Source organism: Leisingera sp. SS27 (assembly GCF_028368855.1).
In the GTDB taxonomy this organism is placed as follows: Bacteria; Pseudomonadota; Alphaproteobacteria; order Rhodobacterales; family Rhodobacteraceae; genus Leisingera.
This window is the reverse complement of the sequence record NZ_JAQNCY010000017.1, coordinates 1-12,657: the sequence shown is the minus strand read 5'-3', so window position 1 is coordinate 12,657 and position 12,657 is coordinate 1. Positions and strand designations below refer to the sequence as shown.

Below are 12,657 nucleotides of genomic sequence, written 5' to 3'. Positions count from 1 at the left end.
TCCAAATGAACTCCACCGACCTTGACCGTTTCGACCGGGCGATTCTGAATGTGCTGAGCGTGGACGGCCGCATCTCAATCGCTGATTTGGCACGGCGGATCGGGCTGTCGAAAACCCCGACCCAGACCCGGCTCAAACGGCTGGAGGCGGAAGGGATCATCACCGGCTACCGCGCTCTGGTCGACCCGATCCGGCTTGGACTCGACCACGTGGCCTTTGTCGAGGTGAAGCTGGACGACACCCGCGAGGCGGCACTGGCCAAGTTCAACGCCGCGGTGGCGCGGCTGCCGGAGATCGAGCAGGCGCATATGATGGCATCGCATTTTGACTACCTGCTGAAGGTGCGGACCCACTCGATGACCGATTACCGCGCGGTGCTGGGCGAGAAGATCTCCTCGCTGCCGCATGTGGCCTCAACGTCGACTTATGTTGCGATGCAGGCGGTCAAGGAAGATGGCGCGCTGGGACCGCTTTAAGGGGCGGGCAGGAAAACACGGCCAGTTGATTTGATTGAAACCGCATTTGTGCGACCATGGGGTATGTTTTTTACTCTGTTCCGTCCCCCTTTTGTTTTAGCCGTGGCTGTCACCGCATCGGCTATTCCGGCGCACGCAATGGAATGCCCGGAAGCGCCCGACCACAGCACCCCGCTGGAGGCGCTGATGGGGGAGGTGCAGGACGCAGAAAGTGAAACCCAAGCGCGGGAAATCGCCAACCGGATGTGGGAATACTGGGCCGATGCACCCAACGCGCAGGCGCAGGCCATTCTGGACCGTGGCATGACCAAACGCTCTGCCTTCGATTTCCTGGGTGCGCTGGCAGATTTTGACCAGCTGATTGCCTATTGCCCGGAGTATGCCGAGGGCTACAATCAGCGCGCCTTTGTGCATTACCTGCGCCGGGATTTCGAATCTGCCCTGACGGACCTGGACCGGGCTTTGGAACTGTCGCCCCGCCACATCGCCGCGATGAGTGGGCGGGCATTGTCGCTTTATGGCCTGTCCCGGCTGGAAGAAGCGCGAGAGGCCCTTGCCGCGGCGCTGAAGCTCAATCCCTGGCTGCCCGAACGCTATCTGGCGGACCCCGGCGGGCCGCTGGCGCCACCCGGCGCCGGGGATGTGGAGTTGTAGCACTGCCCGTGCTGGGGGAAAATTTCTCTGTTCTCGCCGAAAACAGATTGTCCGCGTGAAATCAGGAGGCTAGACCTGCGGCTAGGGCGGCGTCTGACGGCGTCCTGTGCCCGCGTGGTGGAATGGTAGACACCGGAGACTTAAAATCTCCTGGCCGTATGGCCGTGCCGGTTCGAGTCCGGCCGCGGGCACCAGCTTTCTCGAATGACTTGCAGCGCTGTTTTAAGGCAGTTTTTGTGGGAACTGGGGCGCCGCGCCGGTCAGGGACCGCATCTTTTTTTGCTGACCTCTCACACGCTCGCGGTGGGATTGCGTTGCTGTGACGATGATTTTGTGCAAGATATTTCGCGGAATGTGAAAGATCCGGCAAACATGGCGCTCATCCACGAAAAGATTTCAGCTCTTCTGGAGGATATGAACCTGTCCAACCGGCAGGCGGCGCTGAAGTGCGGCATTCCCTATGGCACCTTCAACAGCGCGCTCAAGCATGAGCGCGAGATCGGCTGGAGCACGCTGGACGCGCTGGCGCGCGGGCTTGGGGTGTCGTTCCAGTATTTTTCCTCGGACATGGCCGGGCTGGAGCTGCTGCCGGATATCCGTGCTGACGCGGCAGCGGCAAAAGCATTCGAGATTCTCAATTCCCGCCTGCAGGCCGCTGCCAGAACCCGCCAGTACAGCGGTTGTGACGTGTCGCTGCAGGATTTTCTGGACTGGTGGTTCACCAACAGCGGCCGCCTGGAAGGATTTGACCGGCTGCAGCATGCAGTTGATATGTTCAACCCTCCTGATGCGGAGAACAACCGCATCCAGCCGATCCGCTCTGGTCCGGCCAGCCTCGCCTCCATCTGCTTTGAGGTTTCGGACAGCAGCCAGCTGCGCAGCACTCTGAACGGATTCAGCGACACGGTAAACGCCGAACTGGTGATGGCCCACAGCGAAGCCATCAGCCGGGGCGAACCGGTGATCACCCATCCCTCGCTGGACGTGAAACTGCTGAACGGGCGCCGTTTCACCCGCCAGTACCGCCGCGTGCTGGCACCGGTCTATCTGCCTGACGGTAAGCTGCTGGTGGTCAACTTCTCACAGGACATCAAAACCGGCTAGATCGCTCTGCAGCATGTGCTCCATCTCCAGCCGGGGCGCGCCGACGAACCATTCGGTGCTGCTGCGCACCTCCGGTTCCGGGTCGCGCCATTTCTGCGCCCTGGGGATAGCACGGGTGAAGCCATAGACCAGATCCAGCCGCGCCTGCATGTGGCGGTCGGGGATGAAGGCATAGATCCAGTCCACATCCCATTTCTGAATTGCCAGGATCTGGAAGATCCGCATGAACGGCGCCAGCCGTTCCGCCCGCCGTCCGCGGTGGCCGGGCAGAAAGGTCAGCTCGCCCACATAGGCCAGCCGCCCGCGCACCTCGCGCGCCAGCGGTTCCGCCACGCTTTCCACCCCGCCGCCTGCTTCATTGGGGAACTGGTGGCGCGATGTGCGCAGCAGATACTCCGCCAGCGTTTCCCGGCCGAGATCCTGCAGCATCGAAGCAGCGCCGCCGATATAGCTGTCACCGTCTTTCAGGAACAGCCAGAAGGCGGAGTTTTCGGTGTGGTCGGCCCGTTCGATGGCAAACCCTGGCATCTGGAACTGACGTCCTGACGCCAGGGCGGTTTCGGGCACTTTCTCGAAATCGGTGAGCATTTCGACCTGCAGACCTGCCTGCGAAAGCGCTTGCAGATAGCCCGAAAGCGTTTTCCCCAAGTCCAAAGAGTTCATCATGGTCCCCCGTCATTTTGTTATTTGCCCGGGCTTGCCGGATCCCCGGATGGCGTCGCCAGCCGGGACAGGACCACTAAACTCAAAACTACTTTTGCGGTAAATTGTTAGTTTGTTTGAGGTTGCACCGCGCCAAGCCGCAACAGGGGTATGACGGCAGCAGGACGCGGTTTTGCAAAGAAAAAGCCCGGCAGCGCTGCTGCCGGGCTGATCCGTGTGATGCGGGCTCTAAGTTGTGTCAGCCGCGGCCGCGGTAGGGCGGAACCCCCTGATCCGGGATCCAGACGCCCTCGGGCATCGGGCCGGTCTGCCAGAACACATCAATCGGGATGCCGCCTCGCGGGTACCAGTAGCCGCCGATGCGCAGCCATTTCGGTTCCAGGAAATCGGCCAGGCGGCGGGCAATGGAGACTGTGCAATCTTCGTGGAAGGCGCCGTGGTTGCGGAAGGAGGTGAGGAACAGCTTCAGCGACTTGCTCTCCACCAGCCATTCGCCCGGCACATAGTCGATCACCAGATGGGCAAAATCCGGCTGGCCGGTCATCGGGCAGAGCGAGGTGAACTCCGGCGCGGTGAAGCGCACGTTGTAATCCACGTCGGCCTGCGGGTTCTGAACCCGCTCCAATTCCGCCTGTTCCGGGCTTTGCGGCACGATGGTGTCGCCGCCCAGCTGCTTAAGATTGCTGTAGATGCTGTCAGACATGTCAGGGTTCCTATGTTCAGACGCCGCGCTTGTTGCCCCAGACCAGCACATGCAGCTGGGGCAGGACGCGGGGAGTGAACCAGCTGTCGCCGGTCACTTTTTCAATCAGCCACAAAAGGCGGTCGGTGGCTTGGTTCAGATCAACCGGCAGCTCCGGATCGACCTCCGGGTTGCCGGGTTGCAGATACAGCGGCAGGTCGGGGTGGCGCTCTGCGGCAGTCTTGGCCCAGGCATAATCGGTGTCGTCAAACACCACGATCTTCATCACCTTCTGGCCGCAGCCCCGGGCCTGATTCAGGCAGCGGGTGAACTTGTGCCAGTCGGTTTTTTCACCGCTTGAAGGCGGCTTGGGGCTCAGCACCAGCGTGTCCAAAGCGCCGAACCATGGCTGCGAGACTGAGCCCTGGGTTTCGCAGGCAAAGCGGTAGCCTTCTTCCTTGCCAATCGCGATCACCGGGCCAAAATCCTGGATCGCCGGGTTGCCGCCCGAGATCGAGACGGTCAGCGGCTTGCCACCTGACATGCGGCGCACTTCGCTCATTACATCCTCGGGCGTCATCACCGCCCAGTCGTGGCGGTAGGCGCTGTCGACAGCATGCATGCTGTCGCACCAGCTGCAGCGGTAATCGCAGCCGCCCGCGCGCACAAACACCGTGGGTTCCCCGATCAGGGCGCCTTCGCCCTGGATGGTGGGGCCAAAGATTTCGGCGATGCGCAAGCTCATGGCCGGTACTCCGCCCAGGTCTTGGGGGTCTCCGAGACTTTCACTGCCGTCACTTCCGGCCAGCGCGCATGGCACCAGTCGTAGAAATGCCTGGCCATGTTCTCTGCCGTCGAATACCCCTCCAGCACATCGTTCAGGTGCCGGTGGTCGAAGGTCTCGTCGATGTAGTCCTTCAGCGGCTTCAGTTCGTGATAGTCGCGCACGAACCCATCGCTGTTCAGTTCCTTGGCCGCAAGTTCCACCACCACGACATAGTTGTGGCCGTGCAGCCGGGCGCATTGATGGTCCGGCGGCAGATGGGTCAGCTGGTGGGAGGCGGAGAAATGGAACTCCTTGGTTATCCGGAACATCAGGCGCTATCCTTGGCGGCAATCGCCGCTTTCCAGAAATCCGGGTCTGCGTACTCCGTCGGATCTTCAACGCCGGCCAGATGGAAGGCCTCGCGCCGCTCCACACAGGTGCCGCAGCGCCCGCAATGCTTGTCGCCGCCCTTGTAGCAGGACCAGGTCTCGGCGAAGGGGGTGTCGTGCCTGGCGCCGGCAGTCACGATGTCGCCCTTGGTGCGGTGCACAAACGGAGTGTACAGCCGCACGTCCGCATAGCCGTCCAACGCCGCCCGCTGCATGGCGTCAAACGCTTCGGTAAAGGCCGGGCGGCAGTCCGGATAGATAAAGTGATCGCCGCCATGCACTGCGGTCGCCACAGCGTCATCGCCGTTTGCGGCAGCGATGCCATAAGCAATGGTCAGCATGATTGCGTTGCGGTTCGGCACCACGGTGACCTTCATGGTCTCTTCCTCGTAGTGGCCGTCCGGCACGTCGATGTCATCGGTCAGGGCAGAGCCCGAAAGCACGGCACCGATGCCCCTCATGTCGATGATGTCATGCGGCACGCCCAGCCGCTTGGCGGCGGCAGCGGCATAGTCGAGTTCCTTCTTGTGGCGCTGGCCGTAATCGAAGGAGACAAGACGAGTCAGCTGATGCTCCTCAGCGACCATATGGGCAAGCGAAACGGAATCCAGCCCGCCTGAGCAGATAACGATAGTTTTCATTTTTGAACCCTTGTTTTGGTGACCGGGTAGGCTGCGACCGGTGCCGCGCGTATAGCTGCGCATGGCTTAACGCGCAAGAGCTGGGCGGATTGCGCACATTCTTCAGGACTTGTTTGAAAAACTTGAAAGTGGCTATCAGCCGGGCGGGCTTCCTAAACTGGCGGCAACTCCGCCTCAAGCCACTCCAGAAACGCACGCGACGCCGGGGTGCTGGCATGGCTGGGCGGCGGCATCAGAAAATAGTTCTCCAGCAGTTCCGCCGAGTGTTCGCTGGCCCGGACCAGCTGGCCGCTCTCCAAGAGTCCGCCCGCCAGCGTGTCATGCGACATTGAAATCCCAGCCCCGTTTACTGCGGCCGTCATGGATATCACGTAGGTGGAGGCCAGGTTGATCTCGTGGTTGCGGTCAAACGGCAGATCCTGCGACTTGAACCAGGCCCCCCAGGACCCTGTTACGCCAGCACAATCCAGCAGCGTTGCGATGCTGAAGTCCACCTTGCCGTTCTGATAGCCTGGTGCGCAGACCGGGTAGAACCGGTCATAGGTCAGCCGCACCGCCGCTGCTGACATGTCATTGGGACGGCCAAAGCGGATTTCGGTCCCGGCGGAACTGGCATGGCGTTCCGGGTCCCAGATCGGCGTCACGATGTTCAGCACCAGCCAGGGGAACTTCTCATACAGCCGCGGCAGCCGCGGTGACAGCCAGAAGACTGAGAACGCCATGTTGCACTGCAGGACCAGATGCCGCCCCTGATCGCCGCCGGTAAACGCTTGGGTGCCAGCTGCAATCAGCTCAAATGCCTCGCGTACGATCGGCATGTAATTCGCCCCGGCCTCGCTGAGTTCCAGCGCCCGGGTTTTGCGGATGAACAGCTCGCGTCCCAGAAAATTCTCCAGGCTGCGCACATGCTGGCTGATTGCCGATTGGGTCAGGTTCAGCTCCGCCGCGGCGCGGGTGAACGACAGGTGCCGGGCGCTGGCCTCAAAGGCGCGCAGCCAGGTGAGCGGAGGCAGGGAGGAGGGGGGCGGTCCGGGTGTCAGCATCGATGTATGACCTATGCATTAGTTCAATTAATGCATAGCGGCTGAATCAATCGTTTGTCAGCAGGAATTGCGGCTGTCACCACTAGGGAAAGCGGATTTGGAGACCCAAGATGAACAAACAAGCGGACCTCAGCCCGAACCTCACCCATTGGCAGGAGCGCGTGGACATGGCCGCGGCGTTCCGCTGGACCGAACGGCTGGATATGCACGAGGGCGTGGCCAACCATTTCAGCCTGGCGGTGAACGACGATGGAACCCAGTTCCTGATGAATCCCAACCAGGCGCATTTCCGGCGCATCAAGGCCTCGGATCTTTTGTTCCTGGACGCCAACGACCCCAAGACCATGGACCGCCCCGACGCGCCGGACCCCACCGCCTGGGGGCTGCACGGCTCCATTCACCGGCTGTGCCCGCACGCGCGCTGCGTGATGCATGTGCATTCGATTCACGCCACCGTCCTGGCCTGCCTCGCTGACAGTACCCTGCCGCCGATCGACCAGAACACAGCCACCTTCTACAACCGCTATGTGGTGGATGGCGATTTCGGCGGGCTGGCGTTTGAGGATGAGGGCGCCCGATGCGCCTCGATGCTGACCGACCCCAAGGTCAAGACCATGATCATGGGCAACCACGGGGTGCTGGTTATCGGTGACAGCGTCGCGGACACTTTCAACCGGCTCTATTACTTTGAACGCGCGGCGGAGACCTATATCCGCGCGCTGCAAACCGGCCAGAAGCTGCGGGTGCTGAGCGACGAAATCGCCGAGAAAACCGCGCAGGAGCTGGAGGATTACCCGGATCAGGCCGAGCGCCATCTGGCGGAGCTGAAGGCGATCCTCGACGACGAAGGTTCCAGCTACGCAAGCTGAGCGCCAGCAGGGGAGGCAGCACAATGGACGGAACTTTGCACACCGCCGAACGCGACCGCGAGGCCGAGCGCTGGCATTACCACCCCAAGGGGCCGGTGCCGCTCAACCCGCTGTTCAGCTGGCCGCCGCGCCCGGCGGCGGTCCTCAGCTGGTACCGCGGCGCCTGGATGGAGATCACCGCCCTGACGCTTTGTTTCCTGCTGGCGCTGGCGGTTTACGCCTGGATGCTGCCGCCGCTGGCAGAAATGGTTGAATTCCGTCCCGGATGGATGCTGCGGGTCTGGCTGGCTAACCTGCTGCCGCAGGCCGTGGTGGCCGGGGGCCTGCACTGGTGGTTCTACATGCGCAAGGGCCAGGGCATGCAAAAGAAGTTCGACAAACGCGACCTCTCACGCGGAAACGGCACCTTCACCTTCAAGAACCAGGTCTGGGACAACATCTGGTGGACGCTCGGCAGCGCCATCACCGTGGCCACCGTCTATCAATGGGGCATTTACTGGCTGATGGCCAACGGCTGGGTGCCGGTCGTGACCTTCGCAGAGGCGCCTGTGTGGTGCGTGGTCTGGATGCTGTTCATCCCGATGTGGTCCGGCCTGCATTTCTACTGGGTGCACCGGCTGGAGCATCACCCGCGGCTCTACAGGCACGTCCACGCGGTGCACCACCGCAACGTCAACACCGGGCCTTGGTCGGGGATCTCCAACCACTGGTATGAAAACCTGCTTTACTTCACCACCTACTTCATCCACCTGGTCGTGCCCTCGCACCCGCTGCACCTGGCCTTTCACGCGATGTTCCAGCAGGTGAGCCCGGTTCTGTCGCACTCCGGCTTTGAGCGGTTGATTGCCAAGGAAACCGAGGCCGCCAAGGCCGGCGATTTCTTCCACCAGCTGCATCACCGCTATTTCGAATGCAACTACGGCACCTCGGAGATCCCCTTTGACAAGTGGTTCGGCACCTACCACGACGGCTCCGCCGCCGCGACAGAGCGGACCCGGGCTTTCAAGAAGCAGATGTACACCCGCTAGGATTGAGGTTTCCGGAAACTGATCAGGATCAAGGCGTATATATTCGCGAATCCCTATGCCTGACCGCAGGACAGTCAAAGGCATAGGAGAAAGCCCATGTTGCGCCTTGCATCCATCCTTTATTCGCTGATCGGCAGCAGCCTGGCCGGAGCCGGGGTGATTGCGGTTCTGGCGGCCGGGCTGGTCACCACACAGGCGATCATAGGCGCCGCCGCAGCGGGGGCGGTCCTGGCACTGCCAGTGGCCTGGCTGGTGGCGAAACAGCTCTACACCCGCGGCGCCTGAACCGGTTCAGGCGTTCAGGAACACCCGCGCGGCGGCTTCAAACTCCCGCGGTTTCTCGGCGTGCAGCCAGTGACCCGCGCCGGGCAGCTTGGCAAAGCGCGCATTGGGGAAACGCCCGCGGATCTCCTCGCGGTGCTCCGGCAGAACGTAGTTCGACTCTGATCCTGACAGGAACAGGGCAGGCCCGTCCCAAACGGCGTCCGCTGGCGGGAACGACATGATATTCGGCATCTGATCCGCCAGCGTGTCCAGGTTCAGCTTCCATCGCTTGTTCGGCAGGTCCAGCGACTGGGTGAAGAAGCTCTGCAGCGCAGGCTCCACCCCGGCCTCACCCAACTGTGCGGCGGCCTCCGGGCGGCGCTCAATACTCTCGAGATCCAGCGACTTCATCGCATGGATATACTGAATTTGCGTGTGGCCATAAGCAACCGGCGCGATGTCGGCGACAACTAGCCTGCGCACCGCCTCAGGGTGGTTCAGCGCCAGCATCATCGCAGCCTTGCCGCCCATCGAATGGCCGATCACATCCATCTGGCCGCCTTGGGCCGCAATCACCCCTGCCAGATCATCCGCCAGCTCCGGATAGGTATGGCTGTCCGCGCGCGGGCTGTCGCCGTGGTTGCGCATGTCCACGGCCACCACCTGCCGTTCATCCGACAGGCGCTTGGCGATGACGCCCCAGTTGCGGGCAGAGCCATAAAGGCCGTGGGCAATCAGAAGCGGGGTGTTTGCAGTGGCAGAGCCATGAATGATCGTGTTCAGCATGCGCACTTGATAGCCGCGCAGGCGGAGGCTTGCCACCCCCATTGAGGCAACCGCAGGGGCAGGCTAGGGTAGCGCCACAGTGCAGCAACAGGAGAGTGCCGCAATGGCCGCCAGCCTGGATCAGGATATTGAAGACATCCGCACCCTTCTGAAGGAGCGCGAGCACGCATCGGGCGACCTCGAAGCCGCACTGAAACATGTCCGCCGCCGCATTCCGCGGCGGGTCTACAAGCAGGGCATGCGGCTGGCAGCTGCGCTGCCGCTGCTGGCGCACCCCAAGCTGCGGATGACGGTGGACGAAAAGCCGCTGCAGGGCGCCGCCCGCGAGGTAAAGGCGCATCTTCAGAAAATCGACCTTGCCGACCGCCGCAAGGGCTTCTGGCTCGGCGTGCTTGGCAGCATGGCATTTTCCATCCTTTGCGTGCTGATCCTATTGGTGGTGGTGCTGCGCTGGCGCGGCCTGATCTGAATTCCTGCTTTACGCCGCGTCTGCCGGCGGTATTTTGAACGCAGTTCAAGACAAAGGCAGGACGCCATGGCAGGCAAGGTGGAAGCGCGCAAGACAGCGCTGCGGCAGAAACTGGTGGAAGCGGCAGAGATCCGCATCGCGCGCGACGGGGCAGGGGCGCTGCGCGCCCGCGACCTGGCGCAGGATGCAGGCTGCGCGGTCGGGGCGATCTACAACGCTTTCGACGATCTGACCGCCATCATCATGGCGGTGAACGGCCGCACGTTCCAGAAACTCGGCGCCGCGGTTGAGGCCTCGGTAGCGGGCCGCGAGGCGGAACCGCCCACCCGCCGCCTGATCCTGATGAGCAACGCCTACCTGCATTTCGCGGTGGAAAACACCAACCTCTGGCGGGCGATGTTCGACCTGCGAATGACGGCTGAGGACAAGACACCGGAGTGGTACCTGACCGCGCTGGATGACCTGTTTGCCAATATCGCCCGGCCCGTGGGTGAACTGTTCCCGGACAAGGACGCAGGCGAAGCCTCCCTCATGGTGCGGGCGCTTTTCTCTGCCGTCCACGGCATTGTGCTCCTGGGGCTGGAGCAGCGTATCTCCGGCGTGCCGCCGGAACGGATCGAGCAGATGATCGCCCAGGTGCTGGAGCAAATCGGCGGCAAATAGTTTTTGAACAGCGTTCAAGAAAATACTTGAACGACGTTCAGGATATTGTTAAATGATTCCCTGTGAACGATGTTCATGTTTGCGGAGGAAGCAATGTTCAACACTCTGAAGACCCTGATCACCGGCGCCAATGCCCGGGCAGAAGAGCAGCTGCGCGAGACCTATTCGATTGAGCTGATCACCCAGAAGATCCGCGAGGCGGACGCCAATCTGAAGGCGGCAAAGCTAACGCTGGCCAGCCTGATCCAGCGCCAGCGGGCAGAGCAGCGCCAGGTGGAAACACTGGAGGAGCGCGTCCGCGACCTGATGGCCCGGGCAGGCGAGGCGCTGGAGGCGGGGCGCGAGGATCTGGCCAGAAGCGCCGCCCAGGCAGTGGCCGACATGGAGAACGAACTGGTGGTGCGCCGCCAGACCCTGGACCGGCTCGACACCCGCATCCTGCAGCTGCGCCAGTCGGTGGAAACCGCCAGCCGCCGCATTGCCGATCTCAAGCAGGGCGCTATTGCCGCCCGCGCCACCCGGCACGAGCAGGACATCCAGCGCCGCCTGCGCCGCCACACCGGCGGCGACAGCCCGGCAGAGGAGGCCGAAGCGCTGATCCGCGACGTGCTGCAGCGCGACGACCCTTTCGAGCAGGGCGAAATCCTGCGGGAGATCGACGGCGAGCTGAACAACACCTCGATTGCCGACGATCTGGCCGACGCGGGTTTCGGACCCCGCAGCCGCAGCACCGCAGCAGATGTGCTGAGCCGCCTCAAACCCAAGGACTGACCCGTCCTTCTCATTCTACGCGGCCTGCCGTGCCGCACTGACTTCATGGAATTTACCGGAGAAAACAAATGTATACCGACAACACCGACAACAAGCTCATCATTTTCCTGAACACTGCCGGCGTCGCAATCGCCTATGGCATGCTGGGAATTTCCCTGTGGCTCTCGACTGACGTGCCGCTGGCGACCAAGGGCTACTGGGGCATGGCTGTTCTGCTGCTGACGCTGAGCCTCATCAACGTGGTGAAATACCGGTTCGACCACCGCTCCAGCGAGGACCGCATCCGCAAGATCGAGGATGCGCGCAATGAAAAACTGCTGGAAGATGCGCTGATGGACACCAAGAAGGACTTCTGAGTTCAGCCTGTCCGCCCCAGGCCACCCCTGGCCGCAAGCCGCCCGCTGAATGATGCGGGCGGCTGTTCTAGTGCATCAGGTACTGCGCCGGTACCGCAGAGCACAGCCAGACACCATTCTCAGACAGAAAGAATACATGGCCCTCTGCCGCCATGCGTTCTGCATCAACGCTCAGAATGACCGGCTTGCCGTGCCGCATTCCCACAGTCCGGGCTGTTGCGGCGTCAGGCGACAGATGAACATGCTGGCGCTGCATCGGTTTCAGCCCCTCAGACAGGATCGCAGGCAGGGCGCGCTCCGCAGTACCATGAAACAGCGTTGCTGGCGGGCGGCAGGGGGTCAGCCCGAGATCCACGGCAAAGGAATGGCCCTGGTTCGCCCGGATTTTCAGGCCGTCAGGGGAAAACGAAAACCTCTGCTTGCTGCTTGTGCGTACAACCTCTTCAATCTGATGGCGGGTCACGGGTGCTTCGGCCTTGGCCAGGATGCTCTCCACCCTGACCCAGCCCTGAGGGTCCATGTCCAATGCCAGGGCACCGGGGTTGTGCCGCAGAATATAGCTGAGAAATTTGCTGAGCTGTTTCAAATCATTGTCTGGCATCACCGCACTATCGCAGCTTTACCCGGAGCGGTCCAGACAGGCAGTTCTCCCGCCCCTTTCCGGCCTGCCTTCGTCCGGCCTGCAAGCGTTGGGCGGGGCGCCGTGCAGGTGCACGGCGCGGGCAGTGCCCCGCCAGGTGCACTGCCGGGCCCAAGGCCCATGCCGGGGCATCCTTGATGCACAGGCGGGGCGCGGGAGCCTGCCGGGCAACAGAAAACCGCCGCGGCTTTTGGGCCGCGGCGGTTTAATGTGTTCAGTCCCGGAAGGGCTTACAGGTTCGGATAGAGCGGGAACCTGGCGCAGAGGCCGGCGACCTTGGCGCGCACCGCCGCTTCCACATCCGCGTTGCCCTCTTCACCGTTGGCTGCCAGCCCGTCGATCACCTCGATGATCAGGTCGGCGATCTGGCGGAACTCCGCCTCGCCGAACCCG

At 62.4% G+C, this 12,657-nt stretch carries 18 protein-coding genes, 1 tRNA gene and 1 pseudogene; 11 read left to right on the top strand and 9 right to left on the bottom strand.

Going from position 1 to position 12,657, the window contains the following annotated elements; all coding sequences use genetic code 11:
- Positions 1–5 precede the first annotated feature (5 nt).
- From N6L27_RS21910 to N6L27_RS21895, 4 genes are all read left to right on the top strand, one after another.
- Complete coding sequence (locus N6L27_RS21910) at positions 6–476, top strand: Lrp/AsnC family transcriptional regulator (RefSeq protein ID WP_271909555.1); 471 nt, start codon at positions 6–8, stop codon at positions 474–476.
- A 138-nt stretch (positions 477–614) separates the two neighbouring features.
- Positions 615–1,130: a tetratricopeptide repeat protein gene (locus N6L27_RS21905; protein ID WP_271909628.1), complete on the top strand. Its 516-nt coding sequence runs from the start codon at positions 615–617 to the stop codon at positions 1,128–1,130.
- Positions 1,131–1,238: 108 nt separating this feature from the next.
- A tRNA-Leu gene (locus N6L27_RS21900) sits at positions 1,239–1,324 on the top strand.
- 178 nt (positions 1,325–1,502) lie between these two features.
- Positions 1,503–2,234: a helix-turn-helix domain-containing protein gene (locus N6L27_RS21895; RefSeq protein WP_271909554.1), complete on the top strand. Its 732-nt coding sequence runs from the start codon at positions 1,503–1,505 to the stop codon at positions 2,232–2,234.
- Here the strand turns inward: N6L27_RS21895 and N6L27_RS21890 are convergent.
- The 6 genes from N6L27_RS21890 to N6L27_RS21865 form a co-directional block, all read right to left on the bottom strand.
- Entirely contained in the window at positions 2,211–2,900 is a 690-nt protein-coding gene (locus tag N6L27_RS21890; RefSeq protein ID WP_271909553.1) for a hypothetical protein, read from the bottom strand. The two genes, N6L27_RS21895 and N6L27_RS21890, sit on opposite strands and share 24 nt — an antisense overlap.
- 235 nt (positions 2,901–3,135) lie before the next feature.
- Positions 3,136–3,600, bottom strand: a complete 465-nt coding sequence (gene queF, locus N6L27_RS21885; RefSeq protein ID WP_271909552.1) for a preQ(1) synthase — start codon at positions 3,598–3,600, stop codon at positions 3,136–3,138.
- Between the two features lie 16 nt (positions 3,601–3,616).
- Positions 3,617–4,324 carry a 7-carboxy-7-deazaguanine synthase QueE gene (gene queE / locus N6L27_RS21880; protein ID WP_271909551.1) on the bottom strand — a complete coding sequence of 236 codons (708 nt, stop codon included), beginning with the start codon at positions 4,322–4,324 and terminating at the stop codon, positions 3,617–3,619.
- Complete coding sequence (gene queD, locus N6L27_RS21875) at positions 4,321–4,674, bottom strand: 6-carboxytetrahydropterin synthase QueD (protein WP_271909550.1); 354 nt, start codon at positions 4,672–4,674, stop codon at positions 4,321–4,323. The genes queE and queD overlap by 4 nt, the downstream gene beginning before the upstream one ends.
- The gene (queC, locus tag N6L27_RS21870) at positions 4,674–5,375 is read right to left on the bottom strand and encodes a 7-cyano-7-deazaguanine synthase QueC (protein ID WP_271909549.1); all 702 of its coding nucleotides are present in this window, start codon (positions 5,373–5,375) and stop codon (positions 4,674–4,676) included. The genes queD and queC overlap by 1 nt, the downstream gene beginning before the upstream one ends.
- A 152-nt stretch (positions 5,376–5,527) precedes the next feature.
- Positions 5,528–6,418 carry a LysR family transcriptional regulator gene (locus tag N6L27_RS21865; protein WP_271909548.1) on the bottom strand — a complete coding sequence of 297 codons (891 nt, stop codon included), beginning with the start codon at positions 6,416–6,418 and terminating at the stop codon, positions 5,528–5,530.
- Positions 6,419–6,528: 110 nt separating this feature from the next.
- Between N6L27_RS21865 and N6L27_RS21860 the strand changes: the two genes are divergently transcribed.
- From N6L27_RS21860 to N6L27_RS21850, 3 genes are all read left to right on the top strand, one after another.
- Entirely contained in the window at positions 6,529–7,287 is a 759-nt protein-coding gene (locus tag N6L27_RS21860) for a class II aldolase and adducin N-terminal domain-containing protein (RefSeq protein ID WP_271909547.1), read from the top strand.
- Positions 7,288–7,310: 23 nt separating this feature from the next.
- Positions 7,311–8,315, top strand: a complete 1,005-nt coding sequence (locus N6L27_RS21855; protein ID WP_271909546.1) for a sterol desaturase family protein — start codon at positions 7,311–7,313, stop codon at positions 8,313–8,315.
- A 96-nt stretch (positions 8,316–8,411) separates the two neighbouring features.
- A complete protein-coding gene (locus N6L27_RS21850) occupies positions 8,412–8,600 on the top strand; it encodes a hypothetical protein (protein WP_271909545.1) in 189 nt (62 codons plus the stop codon).
- 6 nt (positions 8,601–8,606) lie between these two features.
- Here the strand turns inward: N6L27_RS21850 and N6L27_RS21845 are convergent, their stop codons facing one another.
- The gene (locus tag N6L27_RS21845; RefSeq protein WP_271909544.1) at positions 8,607–9,365 is read right to left on the bottom strand and encodes an alpha/beta fold hydrolase; all 759 of its coding nucleotides are present in this window, start codon (positions 9,363–9,365) and stop codon (positions 8,607–8,609) included.
- A gap of 103 nt (positions 9,366–9,468) precedes the next feature.
- Here N6L27_RS21845 and N6L27_RS21840 point away from each other — a divergent pair, with 103 nt between their 5' ends.
- From N6L27_RS21840 to N6L27_RS21825, 4 genes are all read left to right on the top strand, one after another.
- Complete coding sequence (locus N6L27_RS21840; RefSeq protein ID WP_271909543.1) at positions 9,469–9,834, top strand: hypothetical protein; 366 nt, start codon at positions 9,469–9,471, stop codon at positions 9,832–9,834.
- Between the two features lie 66 nt (positions 9,835–9,900).
- A complete protein-coding gene (locus N6L27_RS21835) occupies positions 9,901–10,497 on the top strand; it encodes a TetR/AcrR family transcriptional regulator (RefSeq protein WP_271909542.1) in 597 nt (198 codons plus the stop codon).
- A gap of 93 nt (positions 10,498–10,590) precedes the next feature.
- Positions 10,591–11,268: a PspA/IM30 family protein gene (locus N6L27_RS21830; RefSeq protein ID WP_271909541.1), complete on the top strand. Its 678-nt coding sequence runs from the start codon at positions 10,591–10,593 to the stop codon at positions 11,266–11,268.
- A gap of 68 nt (positions 11,269–11,336) precedes the next feature.
- Positions 11,337–11,624, top strand: coding sequence for a hypothetical protein (locus N6L27_RS21825; RefSeq protein ID WP_271909540.1), 288 nt, complete (start codon positions 11,337–11,339; stop codon positions 11,622–11,624).
- Positions 11,625–11,691: 67 nt separating this feature from the next.
- On the opposite strand, the gene N6L27_RS21820 is transcribed toward N6L27_RS21825, so the two are convergent.
- The gene (locus tag N6L27_RS21820) at positions 11,692–12,225 is read right to left on the bottom strand and encodes an RNA 2'-phosphotransferase (protein ID WP_271909539.1); all 534 of its coding nucleotides are present in this window, start codon (positions 12,223–12,225) and stop codon (positions 11,692–11,694) included.
- A 269-nt stretch (positions 12,226–12,494) separates the two neighbouring features.
- A pseudogene (glyA, locus tag N6L27_RS21815) lies at positions 12,495–12,657 on the bottom strand (serine hydroxymethyltransferase); the annotation flags it as partial.

What these genes read in the sequence shown, in the direction of transcription:
- N6L27_RS21845 (WP_271909544.1), bottom strand. Translation starts at nt 9,365, where the DNA reads ATGCTGAACACGATCATTCATGGCTCTGCCACTGCAAACACCCCGCTT.
- N6L27_RS21830 (WP_271909541.1), top strand. Translation starts at nt 10,591, where the DNA reads ATGTTCAACACTCTGAAGACCCTGATCACCGGCGCCAATGCCCGGGCA.
- N6L27_RS21820 (WP_271909539.1), bottom strand. Translation starts at nt 12,225, where the DNA reads ATGCCAGACAATGATTTGAAACAGCTCAGCAAATTTCTCAGCTATATT.
- N6L27_RS21905 (WP_271909628.1), top strand. Translation starts at nt 615, where the DNA reads ATGGAATGCCCGGAAGCGCCCGACCACAGCACCCCGCTGGAGGCGCTG.
- N6L27_RS21850 (WP_271909545.1), top strand. Translation starts at nt 8,412, where the DNA reads ATGTTGCGCCTTGCATCCATCCTTTATTCGCTGATCGGCAGCAGCCTG.
- queE (WP_271909551.1), bottom strand. Translation starts at nt 4,324, where the DNA reads ATGAGCTTGCGCATCGCCGAAATCTTTGGCCCCACCATCCAGGGCGAA.
- N6L27_RS21860 (WP_271909547.1), top strand. Translation starts at nt 6,529, where the DNA reads ATGAACAAACAAGCGGACCTCAGCCCGAACCTCACCCATTGGCAGGAG.
- N6L27_RS21910 (WP_271909555.1), top strand. Translation starts at nt 6, where the DNA reads ATGAACTCCACCGACCTTGACCGTTTCGACCGGGCGATTCTGAATGTG.
- queC (WP_271909549.1), bottom strand. Translation starts at nt 5,375, where the DNA reads ATGAAAACTATCGTTATCTGCTCAGGCGGGCTGGATTCCGTTTCGCTT.
- N6L27_RS21840 (WP_271909543.1), top strand. Translation starts at nt 9,469, where the DNA reads ATGGCCGCCAGCCTGGATCAGGATATTGAAGACATCCGCACCCTTCTG.
- N6L27_RS21865 (WP_271909548.1), bottom strand. Translation starts at nt 6,418, where the DNA reads ATGCTGACACCCGGACCGCCCCCCTCCTCCCTGCCTCCGCTCACCTGG.
- queF (WP_271909552.1), bottom strand. Translation starts at nt 3,600, where the DNA reads ATGTCTGACAGCATCTACAGCAATCTTAAGCAGCTGGGCGGCGACACC.
- N6L27_RS21855 (WP_271909546.1), top strand. Translation starts at nt 7,311, where the DNA reads ATGGACGGAACTTTGCACACCGCCGAACGCGACCGCGAGGCCGAGCGC.
- N6L27_RS21825 (WP_271909540.1), top strand. Translation starts at nt 11,337, where the DNA reads ATGTATACCGACAACACCGACAACAAGCTCATCATTTTCCTGAACACT.
- N6L27_RS21835 (WP_271909542.1), top strand. Translation starts at nt 9,901, where the DNA reads ATGGCAGGCAAGGTGGAAGCGCGCAAGACAGCGCTGCGGCAGAAACTG.
- N6L27_RS21895 (WP_271909554.1), top strand. Translation starts at nt 1,503, where the DNA reads ATGGCGCTCATCCACGAAAAGATTTCAGCTCTTCTGGAGGATATGAAC.
- queD (WP_271909550.1), bottom strand. Translation starts at nt 4,674, where the DNA reads ATGTTCCGGATAACCAAGGAGTTCCATTTCTCCGCCTCCCACCAGCTG.
- N6L27_RS21890 (WP_271909553.1), bottom strand. Translation starts at nt 2,900, where the DNA reads ATGATGAACTCTTTGGACTTGGGGAAAACGCTTTCGGGCTATCTGCAA.